This window comes from Chloroherpetonaceae bacterium, from assembly GCA_025056565.1.
Taxonomy (GTDB): Bacteria; Bacteroidota; Chlorobiia; order Chlorobiales; family Thermochlorobacteraceae; genus Thermochlorobacter.
On the sequence record JANWWA010000010.1, the window covers coordinates 1 to 19,196 of the forward strand.

At 49.3% G+C, this 19,196-nt stretch carries 19 protein-coding genes; 4 read left to right on the forward strand and 15 right to left on the reverse strand.

Annotation, left to right across the window (positions count from 1 at the left end; all coding sequences use genetic code 11):
* Window positions 1-299 precede the first annotated feature (299 nt).
* Both NZM05_08570 and NZM05_08575 read left to right on the forward strand, forming a co-directional pair.
* Window positions 300-743, forward strand: coding sequence for a DMT family transporter (locus tag NZM05_08570; GenBank protein MCS7013665.1), 444 nt, complete (start codon window positions 300-302; stop codon window positions 741-743).
* A 26-nt stretch (window positions 744-769) separates the two neighbouring features.
* Complete coding sequence (locus tag NZM05_08575) at window positions 770-1,726, forward strand: cobalamin-binding protein (GenBank protein ID MCS7013666.1); 957 nt, start codon at window positions 770-772, stop codon at window positions 1,724-1,726.
* A 2-nt stretch (window positions 1,727-1,728) separates the two neighbouring features.
* On the opposite strand, the gene NZM05_08580 is transcribed toward NZM05_08575, so the two are convergent.
* From NZM05_08580 to NZM05_08630, 11 genes are all read right to left on the reverse strand, one after another.
* Entirely contained in the window at window positions 1,729-2,490 is a 762-nt protein-coding gene (locus NZM05_08580; protein ID MCS7013667.1) for a DUF72 domain-containing protein, read from the reverse strand.
* 33 nt (window positions 2,491-2,523) lie between these two features.
* On the reverse strand, window positions 2,524-3,006 hold the full coding sequence (locus NZM05_08585; protein ID MCS7013668.1) for a DUF456 family protein: 483 nt from the start codon (window positions 3,004-3,006) through the stop codon (window positions 2,524-2,526).
* A 99-nt stretch (window positions 3,007-3,105) separates the two neighbouring features.
* Window positions 3,106-3,672, reverse strand: a complete 567-nt coding sequence (locus NZM05_08590; GenBank protein ID MCS7013669.1) for a YqgE/AlgH family protein — start codon at window positions 3,670-3,672, stop codon at window positions 3,106-3,108.
* A 3-nt stretch (window positions 3,673-3,675) separates the two neighbouring features.
* On the reverse strand, window positions 3,676-4,143 hold the full coding sequence (purE, locus tag NZM05_08595; protein MCS7013670.1) for a 5-(carboxyamino)imidazole ribonucleotide mutase: 468 nt from the start codon (window positions 4,141-4,143) through the stop codon (window positions 3,676-3,678).
* 92 nt (window positions 4,144-4,235) lie between these two features.
* Complete coding sequence (locus NZM05_08600) at window positions 4,236-4,724, reverse strand: RpiB/LacA/LacB family sugar-phosphate isomerase (protein MCS7013671.1); 489 nt, start codon at window positions 4,722-4,724, stop codon at window positions 4,236-4,238.
* A 17-nt stretch (window positions 4,725-4,741) separates the two neighbouring features.
* Window positions 4,742-5,536, reverse strand: a complete 795-nt coding sequence (locus tag NZM05_08605) for an ABC-2 family transporter protein (GenBank protein ID MCS7013672.1) — start codon at window positions 5,534-5,536, stop codon at window positions 4,742-4,744.
* Between the two features lie 23 nt (window positions 5,537-5,559).
* Window positions 5,560-6,483, reverse strand: coding sequence for a response regulator (locus NZM05_08610; protein MCS7013673.1), 924 nt, complete (start codon window positions 6,481-6,483; stop codon window positions 5,560-5,562).
* Window positions 6,484-6,616: 133 nt separating this feature from the next.
* Window positions 6,617-7,957: an RsmB/NOP family class I SAM-dependent RNA methyltransferase gene (locus tag NZM05_08615; GenBank protein MCS7013674.1), complete on the reverse strand. Its 1,341-nt coding sequence runs from the start codon at window positions 7,955-7,957 to the stop codon at window positions 6,617-6,619.
* A gap of 6 nt (window positions 7,958-7,963) precedes the next feature.
* Window positions 7,964-8,491, reverse strand: coding sequence for a hypothetical protein (locus NZM05_08620; protein MCS7013675.1), 528 nt, complete (start codon window positions 8,489-8,491; stop codon window positions 7,964-7,966).
* Between the two features lie 69 nt (window positions 8,492-8,560).
* Window positions 8,561-9,622 (reverse strand): agmatine deiminase family protein, encoded by a 1,062-nt coding sequence (locus NZM05_08625; GenBank protein ID MCS7013676.1) that lies wholly within the window; start codon window positions 9,620-9,622, stop codon window positions 8,561-8,563.
* Window positions 9,623-9,647: 25 nt separating this feature from the next.
* Entirely contained in the window at window positions 9,648-10,397 is a 750-nt protein-coding gene (locus tag NZM05_08630; protein MCS7013677.1) for a TerC family protein, read from the reverse strand.
* 214 nt (window positions 10,398-10,611) lie between these two features.
* Here NZM05_08630 and NZM05_08635 point away from each other — a divergent pair, with 214 nt between their 5' ends.
* On the forward strand, window positions 10,612-12,504 hold the full coding sequence (locus NZM05_08635) for a tetratricopeptide repeat-containing sensor histidine kinase (GenBank protein MCS7013678.1): 1,893 nt from the start codon (window positions 10,612-10,614) through the stop codon (window positions 12,502-12,504).
* Window positions 12,505-12,549: 45 nt separating this feature from the next.
* On the opposite strand, the gene NZM05_08640 is transcribed toward NZM05_08635, so the two are convergent.
* Genes NZM05_08640 through msrB form a run of 3 tightly spaced genes read right to left on the reverse strand, consistent with a single transcriptional unit; the run spans window position 12,550 to window position 14,442 of the window.
* Window positions 12,550-13,188 (reverse strand): ribonuclease HII, encoded by a 639-nt coding sequence (locus NZM05_08640; protein MCS7013679.1) that lies wholly within the window; start codon window positions 13,186-13,188, stop codon window positions 12,550-12,552.
* 12 nt (window positions 13,189-13,200) lie between these two features.
* Entirely contained in the window at window positions 13,201-13,734 is a 534-nt protein-coding gene (locus NZM05_08645) for an O-acetyl-ADP-ribose deacetylase (protein MCS7013680.1), read from the reverse strand.
* A 36-nt stretch (window positions 13,735-13,770) separates the two neighbouring features.
* Complete coding sequence (gene msrB / locus NZM05_08650; GenBank protein ID MCS7013681.1) at window positions 13,771-14,442, reverse strand: peptide-methionine (R)-S-oxide reductase MsrB; 672 nt, start codon at window positions 14,440-14,442, stop codon at window positions 13,771-13,773.
* Between the two features lie 101 nt (window positions 14,443-14,543).
* Between msrB and NZM05_08655 the strand changes: the two genes are divergently transcribed.
* Entirely contained in the window at window positions 14,544-15,716 is a 1,173-nt protein-coding gene (locus tag NZM05_08655) for a peptidoglycan DD-metalloendopeptidase family protein (GenBank protein ID MCS7013682.1), read from the forward strand.
* Window positions 15,717-15,836: 120 nt separating this feature from the next.
* Here the strand turns inward: NZM05_08655 and NZM05_08660 are convergent, their stop codons facing one another.
* A complete protein-coding gene (locus NZM05_08660) occupies window positions 15,837-18,977 on the reverse strand; it encodes an ATP-binding protein (protein MCS7013683.1) in 3,141 nt (1,046 codons plus the stop codon).
* Between the last annotated feature and the right edge of the window lie 219 nt (window positions 18,978-19,196).

The following is a 19,196-nucleotide window of genomic DNA, read 5'->3' on the forward strand; positions in this document are numbered from 1 at the left end:
AGCCGTATAAGCTGAGCGATTTGCGTAGGGTGCTAAGCGAAATTGAAAATGCAGCGTAAGGATTAAAAGGTAATGCTTGCTGCACCACTCGCCTCTGACACTGTGTGAAGCAAGTTCAGCACAAGCCAAGCATAAGTTTTTCTTCCAGACCTGTCCGCTTTGCCTTGTGGCTGATAGCCAAGGTTGGTGCAAGTGATGCGCAATACTGTGCGTGTCTTCTCCAAAAGCGACACTAGCTACAGTCAAATACGCTATCTTGCATCGCAACTTGTCAGAACTTCATTGAAGGCTGCATTCAAATGATTTACTTCTTTTTATTACTAGCTATCTGTGCAGGTGCTGTTCTACCAGTTCAGGTCGGTATGAACACCACCTTGCGCCAGCATCTGGGCAGTCCAATTCTGGCTTCACTTACTTCTTTCAGCGTGGGCACAATTTGCCTCTTGGTCTATGCAGTTGTAGGGCGCTTGCCAATTCCGTCGGTGCATACTATTTCGGCTGCGCCGCTATGGTCGTGGTTCGGGGGCACAATTGGAGCGCTCTACGTAACACTAGCTATTGTGCTGGCACCACGGCTGGGTGCCACAACCCTAATTGCAGCCACGATTGCAGGGCAGATGCTCGCATCTATGCTAATTGACCACTTCGGGTGGCTAAACTTTGCTGAGCGCCCGATTAGCATTGAACGCATAATTGGCATTATCTTGCTCTTTGTGGGTGTAATCCTCATTCAACGGCAGTGAGAAGTAACGCAAGCAGGTGAAAGACAATGAGAGTTGCCTCACTTTTAGCAAGCGGCACGGAAATCGTCGCAGCACTGGGCGCAGAAGAGAACTTAATTGGCATTTCGCATGAATGCGACTATCCCGAATCGATCATGCACTTGCCACGACTTACCAGAGCCAGAGTCAATTACTTAGCGCCATCTGACCTGATTCATCTTGAGGTGCAGACGCTGATGCTGACAGCGCTTTCGCTCTATGAGGTGCATGCCGAGCAGCTGGAAGCGCTAAAGCCCGATGTGATTATCACACAAGAGCAGTGCAATGTCTGCGCCGTCTCGCTCGACGATGTGAAGCGTATCGTAGCACAGCTATTGAAGCAGCAAGTCGAGATTGTCTCGCTAAATCCAACTTCCTTGGATGAGATTTTTCAGGACATTTTTCGAGTTGCAAATGCGCTAAAGCGACAAAAGCAAGCAGAAACACTGGTGCAGTCGCTCAAGGCAAGAATTGCAGCGATTAGTGAGCGATGTAAGGATTTGCCTGAAAAGCCACGCACCCTCTTTGTGGAATGGCTCGACCCAATTTTCACAGGCGGCAACTGGATGCCTGAACTAATTGAGCTGGCAAATGGTGTATCACTGCTCTCGGAGCCAAAAAGCCGTTCAGTCGTTTACCCTATCCAAGATGTGTTGAACGCACAGCCTGATGTGATAATCATTGCGCCGTGTGGATTCAAACTCGAGCAGACGCGAAAAGACCTGCACTTGCTCACTCAAAAACCAGAGTGGAGAGCCTTGAAAGCGGTCGCAGAAGGGCGTGTGTTTTTAGCCGATGGCAATGCATACTTCAACCGCTCTGGCCCAAGAATTGTAGAGAGCTTGGAGATGCTGGCAGCGATGATGCACCCAACGCATTTTGCCGATACCTTGGCACGGTATCAAGCAACAGGACTGATTGAGCCACTGATGCCAGAAATTGCCTCGGCTTCACTGCGGCAGTAGTGCTACGCAGCGAGCGAAGTATAAAGTTTGATGAATGCCTCCACAGAGCTAGGCGAATGCCCAGCATAGTGATTGTTGAAATAGCCGAAGACCGTCTCGCACTCAAGGCTGTGAATAAACCGTGCCCACGCTAACATATCGGCTGTCTTGTCCAAAACCAGTTTGGTAAAAGGTTCAGAGAGTAGTTTGCGGTTGCCTAACCAGCGGATGTAGACGAAAGGAGCGGTCTGCACGCCAACGCCGCGCATAACAGGCTGGTCAGTGAGCACCAGTGCGACTCGACACTGGCGCAAATGCTCAAAAAAGCCATCTTTGAGCCATGAGCGATGCCGCACCTCGACAGCAATTCGAAAGGCTTGCGTTGGCAGCGCGGTGAGAAAGGCTTTCATCGCTTGAGCCGTGTCAGGTGTGGCTGCATAGTCAGGTGGAAATTGCAGCACCAGACACCCTAACTTTTCCTTCAAAAGCGAGATAATGTCGAGAAACTCCTTAGTCGCATCCAGTGCATCAAGCAGCCGCTTTTCGTGAGTGATGAGTTGTGGAAACTTGGCGCTAAAGACAAAGTTGGGAGGCGTTTTGTCATACCACCCCTCGACGACACTTTTGCGGGGAATAGCATAAAAAGTGGAATCAATTTCAACTGTCGAAAAGCGCTTGGCATACTCAGTGAGGTAGTCAGCAGGTTTGGTGCCATGCGGGTAGAAGTTACCAACCCAATCTTTCTGCGACCAAGTGGAAGTGCCAATGTATAACTGTTTTGGCATGCAGAAGAAAAGCAGTTCAAAAAGGTATGCGAGTTAATCGAGAAAGTAAGCAATGATGAAAATACCAACCATCATCATTTGCAGGGCGATTTTGGCTGCGCTGCCGACAATCATGCCAATCCAAGTTGCAATGCCAACTTTGGCAGATTGAGCAAGGTTGCGTTTAGCAAGATACTCGCCGATTGCTGCTCCAATCAGAGGCATAAACAAAATGCCAACGAAGCCAAAAAATAGCCCAATCAGCGTGCCGAGTGTTGCCCCAAAAATAGCCCAACCGCTGGCTTGGACGTGCTGCGCTCCAAGCGCTGTGGCTAAAAAATCTACCACGAATGTAAGAGCTCCCAAAAGACCAATAAAAATGAGTGGTAGCCACCCAACCTTTTGGAAGTCATCAATCCACGCGCCAGTCAAAAGACCTAAGAAGACCAGTGGGGCACCGGGCAATCCAGGCACAATAATGCCTGCAAACCCTAATATCACCAAGAGTATGCAAAGCGTCCAGTAGAGTACGTCCATCGCTGCAATAGGGATAGCGCATTGAAAATACGCATTCAATTCTCATATGAAAACTAAGCACGGTGCAGCGTAGGTGAAAGTCTTGGAGCGAAGCGATTTTTAGTTCAGTCGGGGGTCTTCAGGAAAGTTAGCAATGTAGGCATAGTCGCCGCCTTTGGCGCGCAGGACTCTGCCCCAGAGCTTTTCAGGCGGTTCGGTGAAGACAGTTTGGGCAGTTGCTTTTGAAAGATACCATGAACCGCTTCTCATTTCGTCATCAAGTTGCCCAGGCCCCCAGCCTGAATAGCCCAAGAAAAATTTAAGTTCAGCGGTGCTAACGGTTTTCAGTCGCACAAGCTCTCGGATTTCTTCGTAGTCACCGCCCCAAAAAACGCCGTCAATTACTTCCTGGCTGCCTTCAATGCGGTCGCCGAGTCGGTGAATCACGTGCAGCGTATTGGTTTGAACAGGTCCACCAAGCCAAAGCGGAGCGTCCCACTCGCCAAAGTCCTCAATCACATCTTCCAGCCGCAAGTCCAGTGGGCGATTAAGAATCAAGCCAAAGGTACCGTTCTCATTGTGTTCGCAGACCAAGACAACGGTGCGCTTGAAGTTGGGGTCTTGCAGCATCGCATTTGCAATGAGAAGCGTGCCTTTGGTGATTTCAAACTCTTTGGCTTTGGGCATTTCTTAGGCGTTATGGTAGAGTGATTGATTTTTCTTGCGTGAACTGTCCGCCATTTTTTTCCGGAAATCTGCAAGCTGTGCACTCAGTCGCTCATCGCTGAGCGCGAGAATTTGCACCGCCAGCAGCCCAGCATTGCGTGCGTTGCCGATTGCGACCGTAGCTACTGGCACGCCCGCTGGCATTTGCACAATCGAGTATAACGAATCCAATCCGTTCAGGGTTTTGGATTGCACAGGCACGCCGATAACTGGCAAAGTGGTATAGGCAGCGGTCATACCGGGCAAGTGTGCAGCCCCGCCTGCGCCAGCAATAATCACTTTCAAGCCCCTTGACTTTGCCGATTTAGCATACTTTGCCATGTCGTCAGGCGTGCGATGCGCTGAGACCACTTTCATCTCAAAGGGAATCTGAAACTCTTCCATCACGAAAGCAGCCTCTTGCATCGTTTGCATATCGGAATCCGAACCCATAATGATGCCTACCAGCGGTGCAGACGATGACGCAGTGCTTGCTTCACCATCTTTTGGCAGTGCTGCAGGCGTCTTCGACCGTGCAGATTTCGTCATTGCTGCTGGATATCCGAGACGTGTTGCAAGAGGTAACGTTTTTCAAGGTCTTGAAGTTCAGCAAGGCAGGCTCGGTTTTCTGCATCTGTATCGGGCAGTGTGATAAACCACTCGCGTAGCATTTCCATTGCAATAGGAATGGAAGTCGTGCGCAAGCTCATCACAAGCACATTAGCATCGTTCCAGCGACGTGCACCTTTTGCAGTCTCCGCATCGCCACAAAGTGCAGCGCGAATGCCTGGCACTTTGTTGGCTGCCATTGCAACCCCTGTGCCAGTCCAGCAAAAAAGGATACCATTGTGGCACTCACCCCTCGAGACAGCTTCAGCAACAGCCTGTGCAGCAGCAGTCCAACGGCGCTCTTCAGGTGAAGCATTGTCTTTGAGGGCGCCAAAGCGCCTCAGCAAGTGTCCCTTTCTCTCCAATTCCTCTATGACCGCATCGGTCAGTGCGGTGCGTTCATCACTTCCGATTGCAAGAATCATAGCGACGGACTGTTTCGTTATCCACCAAATGCGCCATATTTGCGCAGAGCATAGTTCCAGAAGAGTTTATAAGAAATATAAAATACCATTGCCCACGATAAAACCGCACCCAATCCCCAGAGCGTCTCACTAAGCGTGAGCTGGTTAGTGAGGAGTTTCGTCGGAAAGTAAGCAAGATATCCAAACGGCAAAACACGGCTCAGCGTTTGCACGACGGGAGGAAACATATCAAGCGGTATAAGATGACCAGTGAGAAACCAGAGCACTAAATTTTTCATGACGAAGAGTGTCCAGACTTCGTCCATCCAGAATGCCAGCATCGCAATAAGGAAGCCCATCATATATGCTACCACCATTCCAAGAAAGGTAGCCAAAATCGTGCAGCCGAGCATAAGCCAGTTCATTGAAAGAATGCCAGTCGCTGCACAAGCCAGATAGAGCAACATGCCGCTGACAATCACAGGCGTATTGTCACCGAGAAACACCGCAAAGTAGTAAGTAGCAAAATCAATTGGCTTTGAGAGAAATTTATTAAGGTCGCCTTCACGGATAGCACGCGCAATCTCACGCTCCGTGTAGTCGGTTTTCATCAAGTTGTAAATGATGATGCTAAAGAGGCTATACTGAATGAGCGAGGAGAAGTCATAGCTGGCAATGCGTCCTGTCTCAGTGGATTCTGTAACGGCTTTCCAAAGCAACCCTTGAACGCTAATAGGAATAAAAATTTTGCCGACGAAATCAATTACTAGCTCACTGCGATACTCCACAAAGCGCTGGAGCGTGGCGCGGTAAACAAAGAAGTATTTTCTCATTCGCTCAGCAAAGCAGCCCAGAGCTATGGCTTACGCTCGTTTTCTTTGAGAATACTGGTCTCAAGATTTTTCAAGTTAAGGCCGGGCGTGGCGGTGTAGGTTTTGTAGAGCTCGACCGCCGTTTGCACCGTGCTTTCCAGCGTGTCGCGCCGAAGCGGACGCACCAAATAGCGAAAAATCTGCACCTGATTGATGAGCTGAATAGCCAAGCCAGAATCTTTCATAGAGCTGAGGACAATAATCGGCGTGTTGGGGTTAAACGATTTGACTTCGCTTAGGAATTTGACAGGGTCAGTGTCAGGCAAACTCAGCTCGGTGATAATAGCAGCCATTGGCGTGCGCTTCAAAATTTCTATTGCTGACTGCGCCGTGCTGCTGATGTTGACGACGTAATTTTCTGCAAAAAGGTCTCGCATTGAGGCTAAGTGCGACTGATTGTTGTCAATGACGAGAATCGGCAATTTCTCTGGTATGAAGATGCGCGTGTGATTGGCAGAAGAGGAACTGCTATTAGTGCCAGCAGGCGCAGAGGTAGCAGTCGGTTGCGCAACAGGAGCTTTGGGCATAATGAGGCGAGTGCGCTGCGCAAGTTCCATGGCAAGTTTCACAGTGCTGCGAAGCTTATCCACGTCCCATGGCTTTAAGATGTAACGATAGACCTCGCCCGTGTTGACAGAGCTGAGCACTTCGTTAAGGTCGGAGTAACCAGTCAGCAGTATGCGTATCGCAATAGGATTGATTTTCTTGGCTTCGCGCAAAAACTCGACGCCAGTCATCGTCGGCATACGCTGGTCGGTTACGATGACGTCAATTTCAGGGTGCTTGCGCAGAATATCTAAGGCGTCTCTGGCACGCTGAGCAGTGTATGGGCGCTCTTCTCGGAAAAGCTCAGTCAGTGAGAGCAGCACATTCGGCTCGTCGTCGACAAACAGCAATCTACTTGGCATACTTCACCGGTTAGTTTGCTTCTCGGATAAGAACTAAGTCTGGCAGCCAAGCAACGGCGCACGCTTGCAAGCGGTTTGCTCTAATATCAGAATAATTAAGCAAAAAAAATTGACTTGCAAGCGCCCTTACGATTTAATTTTTCATTAACACGGCGGCAAAAAAACCGTCTGTATTCGTTTGGTGGGGCAAAAGCCGAAGGTAAGAATGCTCACCCAGATATGCTATCAAATTTGAAAGCGATGAACCTGCTGCAGTGTTCAGTAGCTGTGCTTTGGGCAAAACCAGCGTAAAGGATGGGTGAGCTTGCAGGAACGCTTCTACTACCTCTTCATTTTCCTCGCGAAAAAGAGAGCAGGTAGCGTAGACAACCGTGCCCCCTGTTTTGACAAGTGGGGCATATTGGGAGAGAATGTCCTTTTGCTGCTGGGCAAGGCGCATTAGCAAGCCTTCGCTGAGACGGTGTTTTAAATCGGGGTTGCGGCGCAGTGTGCCTGAGCCAGAGCATGGTGCATCAATCAGCACCGCATCGAGCTTGCCGCAATGTGTGCGAGCAAACTTTTCAAACATTGCTGGCATAATGAGCTCAATATTTTGCAAGCCTGAGCGACGAATGCGCAAGCGAATGTTGCCAAATCGTTTCTCAAACTTATCGTGCGCAAAAACCCTGCCGCGTCCTTTCATCAAAGTGGCAAGATGCAAGGTCTTTCCGCCCCCACCAGCACAAGCATCTAAGATTTTCTCGCCAGACTTTGGATTCAGTAGCAGTGAAATAACTTGGCTTCCTTCGTCTTGAATTTCAAACAAGCCCTGTCTGAATGCATCGGTTTGCATAACATTGTAGCGCTTTCGGCAGAGGAGCGCATCAGGCGAAAGCAAGCCTTCTTCCGTCTCAATGCCTTCTCTCTGCAAGATTTGCTGAAGCGCAGCACGTGAGGTCTTCATTGTGTTGACGCGTAATCCAAGTGGAGCAGGGGTATTTAGCGTGTGGTAGAGCGCATCAAGCTCTTGGATGTCAAAGTGCCGAAGAAGGCGTGCGGTCATCCATTCAGGAAAAGCGTGTCGCTGTGAAAGGGCTGATGGGTTTGTTGCATCAGTTAGATGCTTGCTCTCACTTGCGGCGATAACTGCGGCGTATAGTGTCTCAGGCTTGAAGGCAAATTTCTGTTGCATAGCGCCAAGCAAAGCATCGGCGTCTACTTGACCTTTCCGCAGAAGAAAGAAGACCAGTATAAACACAGTGTTTAGGCGTGCTGGTAAGCCTTGTTCAGAAAGAAAGGAGCAGGCAAGCTTTTCCAGTTCTAAATGCTCGCGGAGCGCACCGTAGACGGTTTCGCTGATAAACTTGCGGTCGTGTGAGCCTAAGTATTTGCGCGCTCGCAGATATTCTGACAACACTGCATCAGCAGGGCGACGACTCTTTAAAATCTCTTCATAGACTTCTGCGCTATGTGAAAGCACAAGAAGAAGGTTCATTCCGCATCACGCCGATTCATTCTTTTCGCCTTTCTGGAACAAAGCTGCACCAACTGCGCCGCCAATGCCGCCAGCTAACGGGTAGAGAATAAGCGTCGACCCTAAGCCAATGATAACATTCAGAACAGTTAAGCCTTCCTGTTGCTGCGTGCGCAGTGCTTCTTCTATCTGCTCGCGTGCCGCAGGGTCAGAGCCAAAGAGTGAGAGCAGCAGTTGACGCCATTCCTCTGCGCCAAGTTGGTAATCAAAAAGCGTTTGGAGGAGAAGAAAAAGCGCATAGTATGCTACACCGCCGACCAGTCCAGCCAGTGCACCTAATTTGAAGCCCTCACCACCTTTGAGCGTAAGTTGATATGCACTGGTGTATTGGAATGTGGCCACCGCACCGCCTATCATAACACCCAAACAGCAGAAGTTAATAAGGCTAAGGTAGGGCACAAGAGAAGTAATCACAACAACTGCCGCACCCCACATTACGGCTGTGAAGTTGTCGGGCTGCTCTTTTGCAGGTGTAGGTAAATTTTCTTCTGGCATATTACCTCCTTGACAGTTTGGTGTCAGGTTGTGTTACTGACGCTTAAGCATGTTCGGTTCTCACCCAATTTAGAACGGTTCGCAGGCGGGTTCTTCATGCGTAACGCAGTGAATTGCACCAAGACCCCAGATAAGGTGGGTGCAATCAATGCCGTGCACGCGGCGTGTCGGGAAAAGGCTTTGCAAAATTTCCAGTGCTCTGATGTCGTTCTTAGAGCGAAAGGTAGGCACTAACACAACATTATTTGCAATGTAAAAATTCGCATAGCTGGCAGGCAAGCGTTGCCCTCGCTCATAGACTGGTTCGGGCATTGGAATGGTTACAATCCTGAATGGCTTGCCATCTTGATCGGTCATTTTTTGCAGTCGCTCGTAGTTTTCTCTGAGTGGCTCATAGTTGGCATCGGATTTGTCTTCTTCAATTGCTGTAACAATAGTATCAGGACTGACAAAACGCGTGATGTCATCAACGTGACCGTCTGTATCATCGCCAACAATGCCTTCGCCGAGCCAAAGAATATGTGTAACCCCCAGATAGTCTCTAAGCATTTGCTCAATTTGTGTTTGAGAGAGATGGGGATTGCGGTTCGGGTTTAGAAGGCACGAAGTAGTAGTGAGGAGGCAGCCTTTGCCATTTACATCAATTGAACCGCCTTCGAGAATCATTTGCGGGTGAAAGCAAGGCAAGCCTTGCCATTCTGCAATTTTAGTTGGGATAGCGTCGTCTAAGTCGAATGGTGGGTATTTGCCGCCCCACGCATTGTAGCCCCAATCAATGATGGCTTTCTCAATTTTGCCATTCTGCTCGCGTAGAATGTAGTTCGGACCATGGTCACGGCACCATGCATCATTTGTGCCAAACGGGTGAAAGAAAATGCGCTCAAAATAATCACGTCCGATACCACTCTTTCGCATAAGGGTGAGAACCTCTTGCTCCATTTCAGTGCCTGTTGTGTTGATATGCACTTCCTCGTGTGGCACAAGAAAGCGGACAAGCTCCACAAATGTAGCCCAGATTTGCTCCATTGATTTTTCAGGCCATGTGTGAATGTTGTGCGGCCATGAAAGCCAAGTGGCTTTGTGCGTAACCCATTCGGGAGGCATTCGATACCCCAGTTCTCTTGGTGTCATTGCAAAAGATGAGTGTTTGCAGCTCTTAGAACTTCTCGGGCGTGTCGCTGGCAGTAACTGATTCAATGGGTCTGGAAACCTTGCGCACGCGAATGTTGATACTTTCCACAAAGAGTGAGAAGGCAATTGCAAAATACATGTAGCCTTTCGGAATCTCGAAGTGCAGCCCTTCTGCAACCAGCACCACACCAATCATCAGCAGCATTGACAAGCCTAAGACTTTCATTGTAGGGTGGCGCTCAATGAAATCGCTAATGCCTTTTGCAAAGGCAATCATCACGGCAGTTGAGATAAGGATAGCCAGCGCCATCACAAGAATCTCTTTGGCAAGCCCAATAGCAGTAATGATCGAATCAATTGAAAAGACAAAGCTTAGCACTGTCGACTGCAAGAGCACACTACCAAGTGAATCTTTGACAGCTGCTTTTGGTGCGTTTTCACCTTCCAGCTTGCTATGAATCTCCATAATTGCTTTGAACATCAGAAACAAGCCGCCCAGCATCATTACAAGGCTTTTGCCAGATAGGGCGATGCCAAACAGTGAAAAAAGTGGTTCATTGAGCGTAGCAAGCCATGAGATTGCAAAGAGAAAAAGTAGGCGCAGCAGAAGCGCAATCACAAGGCTTAGCACGCGAGCACGCTCCTTAAGCGAAGCAGGGAGCTTGCCTACCAAAATTGCAATGAAAATGATATTATCGATACCCAAAACAATTTCCATAATCGTAAGGCTCAGGAGACTAAGGAGGCTATCGAGCTGCAAGAGCGTATCAAGCATTGCTATCTTAGGTTTCGGCGCAAAGCTATACAAATCACGCTCTCTGCACAACTTTCTGGCTAAGCATTTACGGCTTTTCAAGAATAGGAAGCTTGCCACAGGCAGAGCACACATTCATGGCTCGCCTTCGCCAAAGCAAACAAGGTAGTGCGCTAACTCAACATTGACTTAACAGAGAAGCGTTAATTTGTACAAATTGCAAACCCTTTGAGCTATGCTGGAACTCTTAAAAAAGTTAGATGCAAGGATTCAAGCAGCAAATGATCCACGCGACATTGTCGACGCCCTCAACGATTACGCTTGGAGCGTAATGCGCACCGACCTTAGAAGCGCAATGACGCGCGCAGAGCAAGCCTTGGAACTGGCAAAGAATTTTTCATATGAAGGCGGCGTAGCCCGCAGTTTGCGCAACCGGGGATTGTGTCATCACCAGTATTCAAACTATGAGGCAGCTCTGCACGACATCAACGAAGCACTCTACCTTTTCCGAAAAGTGGGCGATGCTTCCGGTGAAGCCAGCGCACTCAACAACTTGGGGAGCATTTACGCCGACCTTGGTGAATATACACGCGCACTCGACTACTTTGAGCAAAGCTACAAACTTTACCGCGACCTTGATTACAAAATTGGCGAAGCGGCGAGCATTACCAACTTGGGGGACATTTACTACCGATTGGGTGAATACTCCCGCGCACTGGGATACTTTCAGCAAAGCCTTGAACTCTACAAAGACATCAAACACAAACAGGGCGAAGCCACTGCCTTAGCCAGCATTGGCAATGTCTATTCTGCGTTAGGTGCGCATACTCAAGCCCTCAATAACCTGCTTGCTAGCCTCCAACTCTTTGAATCCTTAGGCGATAAGCAAAGTCTGGCTACCACGCTAAAAGACATTGGCGCAGTCTATGAAAAATTAGATTCCAGTGAGCAAGCGATTGAGTATTTTGAGCGCAGCCTTTCTTTGATGGAGCAGATTGGAGACCGACACGGGCAAGCGATTGTGCAGTTATCGCTTGGGCAATTTCTACTCTCCAAAGAATTGCTTGACCAAGCGCAGCCACATCTTGAACGCAGCTTGGAGGTAGCTGAAGAAATCAATGCCAAGCCTGAGATTTACCGCGCCCATCAAGCACTGGCAGAACTATACAAACTCAAGGGCAACTATCGTAGTGCGTTTGACCATATTGAAAAGTTCTACCAAATCCGCTCCGAAGTGATAGGCGAAGAACTAAACCGCAAGCTGACCAATCAGAAAATCACATTTGCAGTCGAGAAAGCAGAAAAGGAAGCGGAGATTTACCGCCTCAAAACAGTGGAGCTGGCTCAGGCAAACAAAGCACTGGAAGAGGCAAACGCGCTTAAAACCGAGCTGCTGCACATTGCCGCTCACGACCTCAAAAATCCCCTCACAGCCGTGATGACCTTCGCTGAGCTGATTCGTGAGCAAGCAGACGATGTAGAGTTTGTCCGCACTCAAGCCCAAGCGATTTATCAGTCGACTGAGCAGATGTTTAACCTTGTAAAAAGCCTCTTAGAGCAAGCGGCCCTGGAGAGCGGAAAAGTGGAGTTAAATAAGAAGGTTGTCGATATAGCCACGATTGCAGAGTTTGTAGTGAAGCACAACGAAATGAACGCACACAACAAAGGTCAGCAGATTCACTTGGCGTTAGAGCGAGAAGCATATGCGGAAGTAGATGTCGAGAAGATGCAGAGCATTTTTGATAACCTGATTTCCAACGCCATCAAGTATTCGCCGCACGGACGCCACATTTGGGTCAGTGTCAAGAAGAAATTGCTCACAATCGATGGCGTCGAGCTGACCAGTGGCAACATTCCGACCAAAATCATCTTTGAAGTGCGTGATGAAGGCCTAGGGCTGACCGAAGAAGACAAGCAAAAGCTCTTCGGCAAATTTCAGCGGCTGTCGGCACGTCCAACAGGTGGCGAAAGCTCCTCTGGCCTGGGGCTTGCAATTGTCAAACAGTGGGTAGAATTACACGGCGGACGAGTGTGGGCAGAGTCGGAAGGCAAAAACAAAGGGGCAACATTTTTTGTCGAACTGAATGCCGCAGAAAAGCCGGCTGCACTCGAGGCAGAAACGGCATAGCAAATGCGACATTTGACAAATCACGTGCAGCCTCAAGGTTTAAGCTCATTCGCCCAGTGCCTTCAGCTTAAAGCTCTGGCGATGCAAAGGTGAGCGACCATATTTGCGAATAGCAGCGATATGCTCGGGGGTAGGGTAGCCAAAATGCCGCGCAAACCCATACTGGGGAAATGCCGCATCTAACTCTATCATATACGCATCACGATACACTTTTGCCACGATGGAAGCAGCAGCAATCGAGAACACCTTCGAATCACCTTTCACAACGGTCTTGAAGGGAATGCTCAGTGAGGATTTGAAAGAGTTTCCGTCAATAAGCAGAAAGTCAGGGAGAGGGGAAAGCTGTGCAATCGCTTGCGACATGGCTAAAAAGCTTGCATTAAGAATGTTGAGGCGGTCAATCGTTGGAACATCAACTACCCCGATAGCAACCGCAGCGGCATACAGGCGAATTTCGGCAGCAAGGTCAGCCCGCTCGCTGGGAGAGAGTTGCTTAGAGTCGGCTACGCCTTGCAAGGCAGCTGGCGGAACAAAGCCCCGTTCAAACATCACAGCCGCAGCCACCACAGGCCCTGCTAATGGGCCACGACCAACTTCATCGACACCGCAAACCCACTGATATTGCGCCCAGAGCAGTTGCTCGTAAGCAGTGTCAAGTGTTTGATGAACTCGACGATGGCGCATCTGGCAAGAGCATCACTCAATGTTTTTATGCCGCATCGCCTCATACAAAAGCGACTGATAGATGTCGTAATCGCGCTGGAGGAAGCAAACGAAGAAAACTTTTTTCAGCATGTAACTCTTTTGAAGAAAGGCGTCGACTTCAGAGACCGCAATTTGAGCCGCACGCTCATTAGGAAAACTGTATGCGCCTGTGCTAATGCAGGGAAAAGCCAGCGTCTCAATGCCATTTTCTTCAGCCAATTTGCACGAATTGCGGTAGCACTCCGCTAAGAGTTCATCTTCGCCAAATGACCCACCTTTCCAGACAGGGCCAACAGTGTGGATAACATACTTTGCAGGCAAGTTGAAACCTGGCGTCAATTTTGCCTCGCCTGTCTGGCAACCGCCTAACTTGGCGCAGGCTTCCCGCAGGAGCGGCCCTGCAGCACGATGAATGGCTCCATCCACTCCGCCACCGCCCAAAAGTGTGGGATTGGCAGCATTGACAATCGCATCAACATAAAGACGCGTAATGTCACCCAAAATTGCTTCCATTCGAGATTCCATAGCAGCACATATTTTTTATGCCGTTGCAACCCTGCTTCAATGTGGCGTTTTGGGTTCAAACACCAGCGCAGCCGAATTCATACAGTAACGCAAGCCTGTTGGCGTTTGTGGTGCATCATTGAAGACATGTCCAAGATGTGCATTACAGCGACTGCAAAGCACTTCGTCACGCACCATACCGAAACTGTAATCTTTTTCCGTCTCAATGCAGTCAGGTTGAATCGGAGCGTAGAAGCTAGGCCAACCTGTGCCAGAATCAAACTTGGTGTCGGAACTAAAAAGCGGCTGACCGCAGCAAGCACACTTGTAAATCCCAGCTTGCTTGTTGTTCCAATACTTATTCACGAAAGGAAACTCCGTGCCTTTCTCACGCGTGATGCGATACACATCAGGTGGCAGAATTGCTTTCCACTCTTCAGGTGTCTTGACGATTTTCTCTTTCATTTTCTTCTTTGGATTTGTGTTAAGTGAATCGCTTGAAGGAGGCGGCAGGGTTTGTGTCTGAGCAGATTGCGACAGCTCTCGTGCCGATGGCGCCACGCATGCGCATAGCGTTAGCAAGAGAAAGCTAACGGGGGATGTGCCGAAGGAAAATCTTGCCCAACGTAGCTTGGAATTTTCAAAGCATCGCATATAGATTGCCAAAGCAGGAACTTGAAATGATTTGGTGCGCAAAAATACAACACGCAGCGTGTATTGCCATCGCACTGCTTTTCTTAGCAAGGCAATGCGGGTTTGCGCAATCTACCACGACCAAAGATAGGTCTGAGGTAGAAACTTTGCGGAAAGAGCGACGCGAAACACAAGAAATGCTGCGCTCACTGCAGACGCAAATTGAGCAGTATGAGCAAGCCCTCCGCACCATTGCCGAAAAAGAACGCCTCTCACTGAAAGCGCTGGAAACAATCGAAAAGCAGCTTAGTCTTTACCGCGCAGTCCTCAAAGGGTTAGAAAAAAATCAAGAAAAACTGAGGCGAGAAATTGAGCTAACCCAGCGCGAGCTTCTGCAAGCTGAAAAGGAGCTGGCAAAGATGAAAGAAGATTTTGCACGCTATGCAGTAGGCATCTACAAGTTTGGAGTGCAACGCAATGAAGAAGTGCTATTCTCAGCGGCATCGCTTAACCAAGCAATCGTGCGTCTGGAGTATATCAAGCGCTTTGAGCAAGCCGGTAAGCTTAAAATTTTAGACATCACCGCAAAGAAGCGCCAAGTTGCAATGCTGTATGACACGCTCTCGGAAAAGTATCAGGAAAATCGTCAAACACTGGACGAGAAATTGCGTCAAGCAGCGGCTTTTGAGCGGCGCAAAAAAGAGCGAGAGACGCTGCTATGTGAGCTGCAGAAAAATAAGAAGAAGTTAAAAGAAGAGCTCGAGCAGCGGCAAGCCAAAGCCAAGACTTTGCAGGCTGAAATCAATCGCTTGCTGGCACTGGAAGAAAAAGCAATCGAGGCAGAGCGAGCACGCGCCAAAGAAGCAGAAAAACGGCAGCGTGAGAAGAAAGTCGCTGAGGTTGCACCTCACAGTGCTGCAGCGGCTGGTGACGGAATACCGCCCCTGAGTGGAGAGGTCAAACGCTTTGAGGACTATCGCGGACGCTTGCCCTGGCCGGTGCGTAGCGGGGTGATTGTGCGCGCCTTTGGCGAAAATGTAAACCGCACTCTGAAGATTGTAACCTTTAACAACGGTGTGGATATTTCCGTCGAGAAAGGGGCAGAAGTCTTTGCCGTGGCACCCGGAAAAGTTACGCAGGTGAGCTACCTGCCAACCTTTGGCAACATTGTGATTATTCGCCACGCCGATGGATTTATCACTGTCTATGCGAATTTAAAGGATGTGCGCGTGGCAAAAGGTGAACTGGTCGGGGCACGTCAAGCGATTGGGCGCGTGCAGCCAAGCGAAAACGGCAACGCGATTGTGCACTTCGAGGTCTGGCAGGGCAAAGAAAAGCATAATCCCGAGCTGTGGCTTGCAAAGAATTGAGGAATTGACACACCCTCTTGCACTGCTTGACGTGCTAAGAGAGGATGTCCACCTCACAATCTGTAACACAAGTGCAACAAGCAAGCTAGTCTAATAAGCAGCAGAGTGATAGCTACATGGTTACTCTACAGCGGGAAGTTCCACGATAAAGGTTGCACCTTTGCCTTTGCCGTCGGATTCTGCCCACACTTTGCCGTTGTGCAAATCCACGATGCGCTTAACCAGCGCTAAGCCCAAACCGACTGATGTTTCACCGCCTGTTGGCTGAGCTGACAGTCGCTGAAACTTGCGAAACAGTAGAAACTTATCCTCCTCGCTAAGTCCCTGTCCTTCATCATGCACTTCAATGCGCCCCATCTGATTTTCTTTGCATACCGTTACCCAAATCGTTTTACCAAATGGCGAATACTTAATTGCATTAGAGATAAGCTGCCCGACCATTTCTGTGAGGCGGTCTTCATCACCAAAGACGATGCAATCGCTTCTGACACTGAGTTCAATTCGCTGCGATTTTTTCGCCGCAAGGTCTTGGTGGCGCATTACAGCAAGCTCAGCAAGACCTTTGAGGGAAATATCTCGTTTGCGAAGCACGAGGCTTTCGATGCCGAGAATATTTGAATCCAGCAGCTTATCGACCGTTACGCTCATTCGGTTGGCAAGGTCACGAATAATGTTCAGGTATTGAACTTGTAGATGGAGCGGCACCTCGCCATTTAGAAGCATAGTTGTGAAATCCATAATGCTTTTAAGTGGCGTTTTAAGTTCATTTGCGGCTACGCCAATCAGTTCAGTCTTGAACTCATTAGCTGCTTGGGCAATTTCTCGCTGGCGTTCAGAGTTCTCTTTCTCGAGCTGCAAGTCGCGTGTGCGCTCCTCGACCAGCTTGCGTAGCTCTTCTTGCTTGGCATTCATTTGGCGAATGCGCCATGACCACGCACCAAAAGCTGTCAGCACGATGCTGAATGCACAAACTAAGATGAACCAAAGTGATTGATAAAAGCGCGGTTCAACTTTGAACGAAATGCTAGCACCTTGCTCATTCCAAATGCCATCATTGTTGCATGCTATGACGCGAAAGGTATATAGCTTCGGAGGCAAATTGGTGTAAGTAATCTCCCGCTCATTGCCCATATCGTTCCAGTCTGCGTCGAACCCTTCCAGCTTAGTCTTGAAGCGCATCTTCTCTGGGGCAACGAAGGAGAGAGCCGTGTAGTGAATGTTGTAACGCTGCACGTCAGGAGGAAAGACAAGCTCAGGTGAGGGGGATGTGATACCTTTGTCCGTGCGAATGTGCTCAATGCGGACAGGCGGTACCAGCGGGTTGTAACGAATTCGATAAGGGTTCACGACCACGACGCCTTTGCCAGTTGGAATCCATAGCTCGCCAGTTTTGCTGGGACGCACAGGCATACAGGCGCCAGTTACCTCACTAGTTTTCATTCCGTCGGAGCGATCGAAGGATTTTGCGTTAAGTCTCGCTATCTTGCCATCTAACACATCGCATAGCTCCTGAAACGGGAAAAATGAAATGCCGTTGTTCCCACCTGTCCAAACATTGCCTAGTGAGTCCATTACAAGAAAAAAGACGGCCTGCGAGTAAAGCCCGTTGTTAGTGGTTGCATTTGTGATGCGTCCAGCTTTGAGGCGAGAAATGCCCATATTGGAGCCGAAGAGCATAGATCCATCGGGCGCTTCCATTGCACAGAGCACAACTCCTGAAACAAGACCATTAGCAGATGTGTAGGTAATCAGCGAATCGCCTTTGATGCAGCCAATACCGTTACCATCGGTGCCAAACCAAATGCACTTGTCTCGGGATTCATAAATGAAGGTAATGGAGTAGCGTGTGAACTGACCAAACTTGGGCAAGTTGTAAGGTCGGAGCGAATCATCTACCAGTTGGTATAAGCCACCGACACTGCCTGTCCAGATGCGCTTGCGAGAGTCTTCATAGACGACACGCACGCGGTCGCCCGCGCCGCCACCAACGGAGAAACACCTAAATGAATTGCCCTCTAAGCGGCAGATGCCAGAGTAGGTGGCAAAGTAAAGCTCCCCACGAGAGGTGCGCAAAATGTAGCGCACAAGGTCATCAGGCAACCCATTTGCGGTAGAATAGTTGATAAACCGACCGTCGACAAAGTGACTAATCCCACCAGCGGTTGCAATCCAAAATGAGCCATCACGGTCTTGATACACGCCATAGACAATATCATCTATAAGCCCTTCACGTGAGGTGTAGGTAAGAAACTTGCCGTCTTTGAAGCGGTTCAGTCCGCCACGATAAGTGCCAACCCAAAGGTTGCCTTCACAGTCAAAAGCCATCGTTTGAACTTGGTTATCGGTCAGCCCATCTTTTTTGGCAAAGTAGGCAAACACAGGCTTGCCCGTTTGCCCAAAGCGCATACGACAGATGCCGCCATTGTAAGTGCCAATCCAAAGCACGCCAGCTGTATCGACCAGAACCGAAAGCACGCGATTGTGGGGCAATCCGTCAGCCGTTGTGTAGAGCGAGAAGCGACCATGTTGATATCGGTATAGCCCACGGTCGCCTGTGCCCATCCAAAGTGAGTGCGTGAGTGTGTCTTCAGTGATAGTCCAAACTGAACCTAAACTGAATCCATCTGACTCTGTAAACTGCTTGAAGACACCCTCTTTGAAACTCCAAAGGCCGCCCACGGAGCCAATCCAAAGTGTGCCTTCTTGGTCTAAGGTCACGTGGTTGATGGCATTTTGCTGCACATCGCCTGGGATTCGGTAACTGGTGATTTGCCCACTGGCAGAAATGTGAGCAATGCCTTCGCGTGTGCCGATCCACATTCCGCCAGCTCGGTCAGAGCAGAGATGATGCACCACATTGCTGGGTAAGCCATCTTCAACCGTGAAGGTCTTGAAACGACCGTCTTTAAGCCGCGTAACGCCGCCGCCATTTGTTGCAAACCACAGGCTACCATCTGCAGCCTCGCGAATTGACCAAATGCCGTTGCCTTTCAGCTCGGGCGTATTGGTGGTATTGAAAATGGTAAAAGAAACACCATCGAAGCGCGCAAAGCCGTCAAAAGTGCCAATCCAGATGTAGCCATCCGACGATTGAAAGATGCTGAGAATCGCGTTGGAAGGCAGCCCCTGCTCACGCTGCCAGATGTCGTGCATATATTGCGTAAAGCTCTTTTGCGGGTCTAATGCAAAAAGCCAGCGAGGCGCAAACGCTATCGTGAGAAGTAGGGAAATCAAAACGGAAGAGAGCGCATAAGTGCTCATAGAAAAGAAAGACCCTGACTTGCCCTTATACTGACACTCAAAGTCTCGAAGAAGTGGTGCGTCGTGCATTAATCGCTATGTGTGAAGAAGCGCAGAGTAAAATATACTCAAATGCGTAGGAATTGCGATAAGACAGCGTTAAATCGGAACATTACGAAGAGAGGCAAAGCCTGCAAGCATAGCGCAAGTTGTGCATTGCGCAAATGAAGCCATGCGCCG

Excerpts from the sequence above, each read along its gene's own strand:
- NZM05_08570 (MCS7013665.1), top strand. The coding sequence starts at position 300 with ATGATTTACTTCTTTTTATTACTAGCTATCTGTGCAGGTGCTGTTCTA.
- NZM05_08575 (MCS7013666.1), top strand. The coding sequence starts at position 770 with ATGAGAGTTGCCTCACTTTTAGCAAGCGGCACGGAAATCGTCGCAGCA.
- NZM05_08580 (MCS7013667.1), bottom strand. The coding sequence starts at position 2,490 with ATGCCAAAACAGTTATACATTGGCACTTCCACTTGGTCGCAGAAAGAT.
- NZM05_08585 (MCS7013668.1), bottom strand. The coding sequence starts at position 3,006 with ATGGACGTACTCTACTGGACGCTTTGCATACTCTTGGTGATATTAGGG.
- NZM05_08590 (MCS7013669.1), bottom strand. The coding sequence starts at position 3,672 with ATGCCCAAAGCCAAAGAGTTTGAAATCACCAAAGGCACGCTTCTCATT.
- purE (MCS7013670.1), bottom strand. The coding sequence starts at position 4,143 with ATGGGTTCGGATTCCGATATGCAAACGATGCAAGAGGCTGCTTTCGTG.
- NZM05_08600 (MCS7013671.1), bottom strand. The coding sequence starts at position 4,724 with ATGATTCTTGCAATCGGAAGTGATGAACGCACCGCACTGACCGATGCG.
- NZM05_08605 (MCS7013672.1), bottom strand. The coding sequence starts at position 5,536 with ATGAGAAAATACTTCTTTGTTTACCGCGCCACGCTCCAGCGCTTTGTG.
- NZM05_08610 (MCS7013673.1), bottom strand. The coding sequence starts at position 6,483 with ATGCCAAGTAGATTGCTGTTTGTCGACGACGAGCCGAATGTGCTGCTC.
- NZM05_08615 (MCS7013674.1), bottom strand. The coding sequence starts at position 7,957 with ATGAACCTTCTTCTTGTGCTTTCACATAGCGCAGAAGTCTATGAAGAG.
- NZM05_08620 (MCS7013675.1), bottom strand. The coding sequence starts at position 8,491 with ATGCCAGAAGAAAATTTACCTACACCTGCAAAAGAGCAGCCCGACAAC.
- NZM05_08625 (MCS7013676.1), bottom strand. The coding sequence starts at position 9,622 with ATGACACCAAGAGAACTGGGGTATCGAATGCCTCCCGAATGGGTTACG.
- NZM05_08630 (MCS7013677.1), bottom strand. The coding sequence starts at position 10,397 with ATGCTTGATACGCTCTTGCAGCTCGATAGCCTCCTTAGTCTCCTGAGC.
- NZM05_08635 (MCS7013678.1), top strand. The coding sequence starts at position 10,612 with ATGCTGGAACTCTTAAAAAAGTTAGATGCAAGGATTCAAGCAGCAAAT.
- NZM05_08640 (MCS7013679.1), bottom strand. The coding sequence starts at position 13,188 with ATGCGCCATCGTCGAGTTCATCAAACACTTGACACTGCTTACGAGCAA.
- NZM05_08645 (MCS7013680.1), bottom strand. The coding sequence starts at position 13,734 with ATGGAATCTCGAATGGAAGCAATTTTGGGTGACATTACGCGTCTTTAT.
- NZM05_08655 (MCS7013682.1), top strand. The coding sequence starts at position 14,544 with ATGCTGCGCTCACTGCAGACGCAAATTGAGCAGTATGAGCAAGCCCTC.
- NZM05_08660 (MCS7013683.1), bottom strand. The coding sequence starts at position 18,977 with ATGAGCACTTATGCGCTCTCTTCCGTTTTGATTTCCCTACTTCTCACG.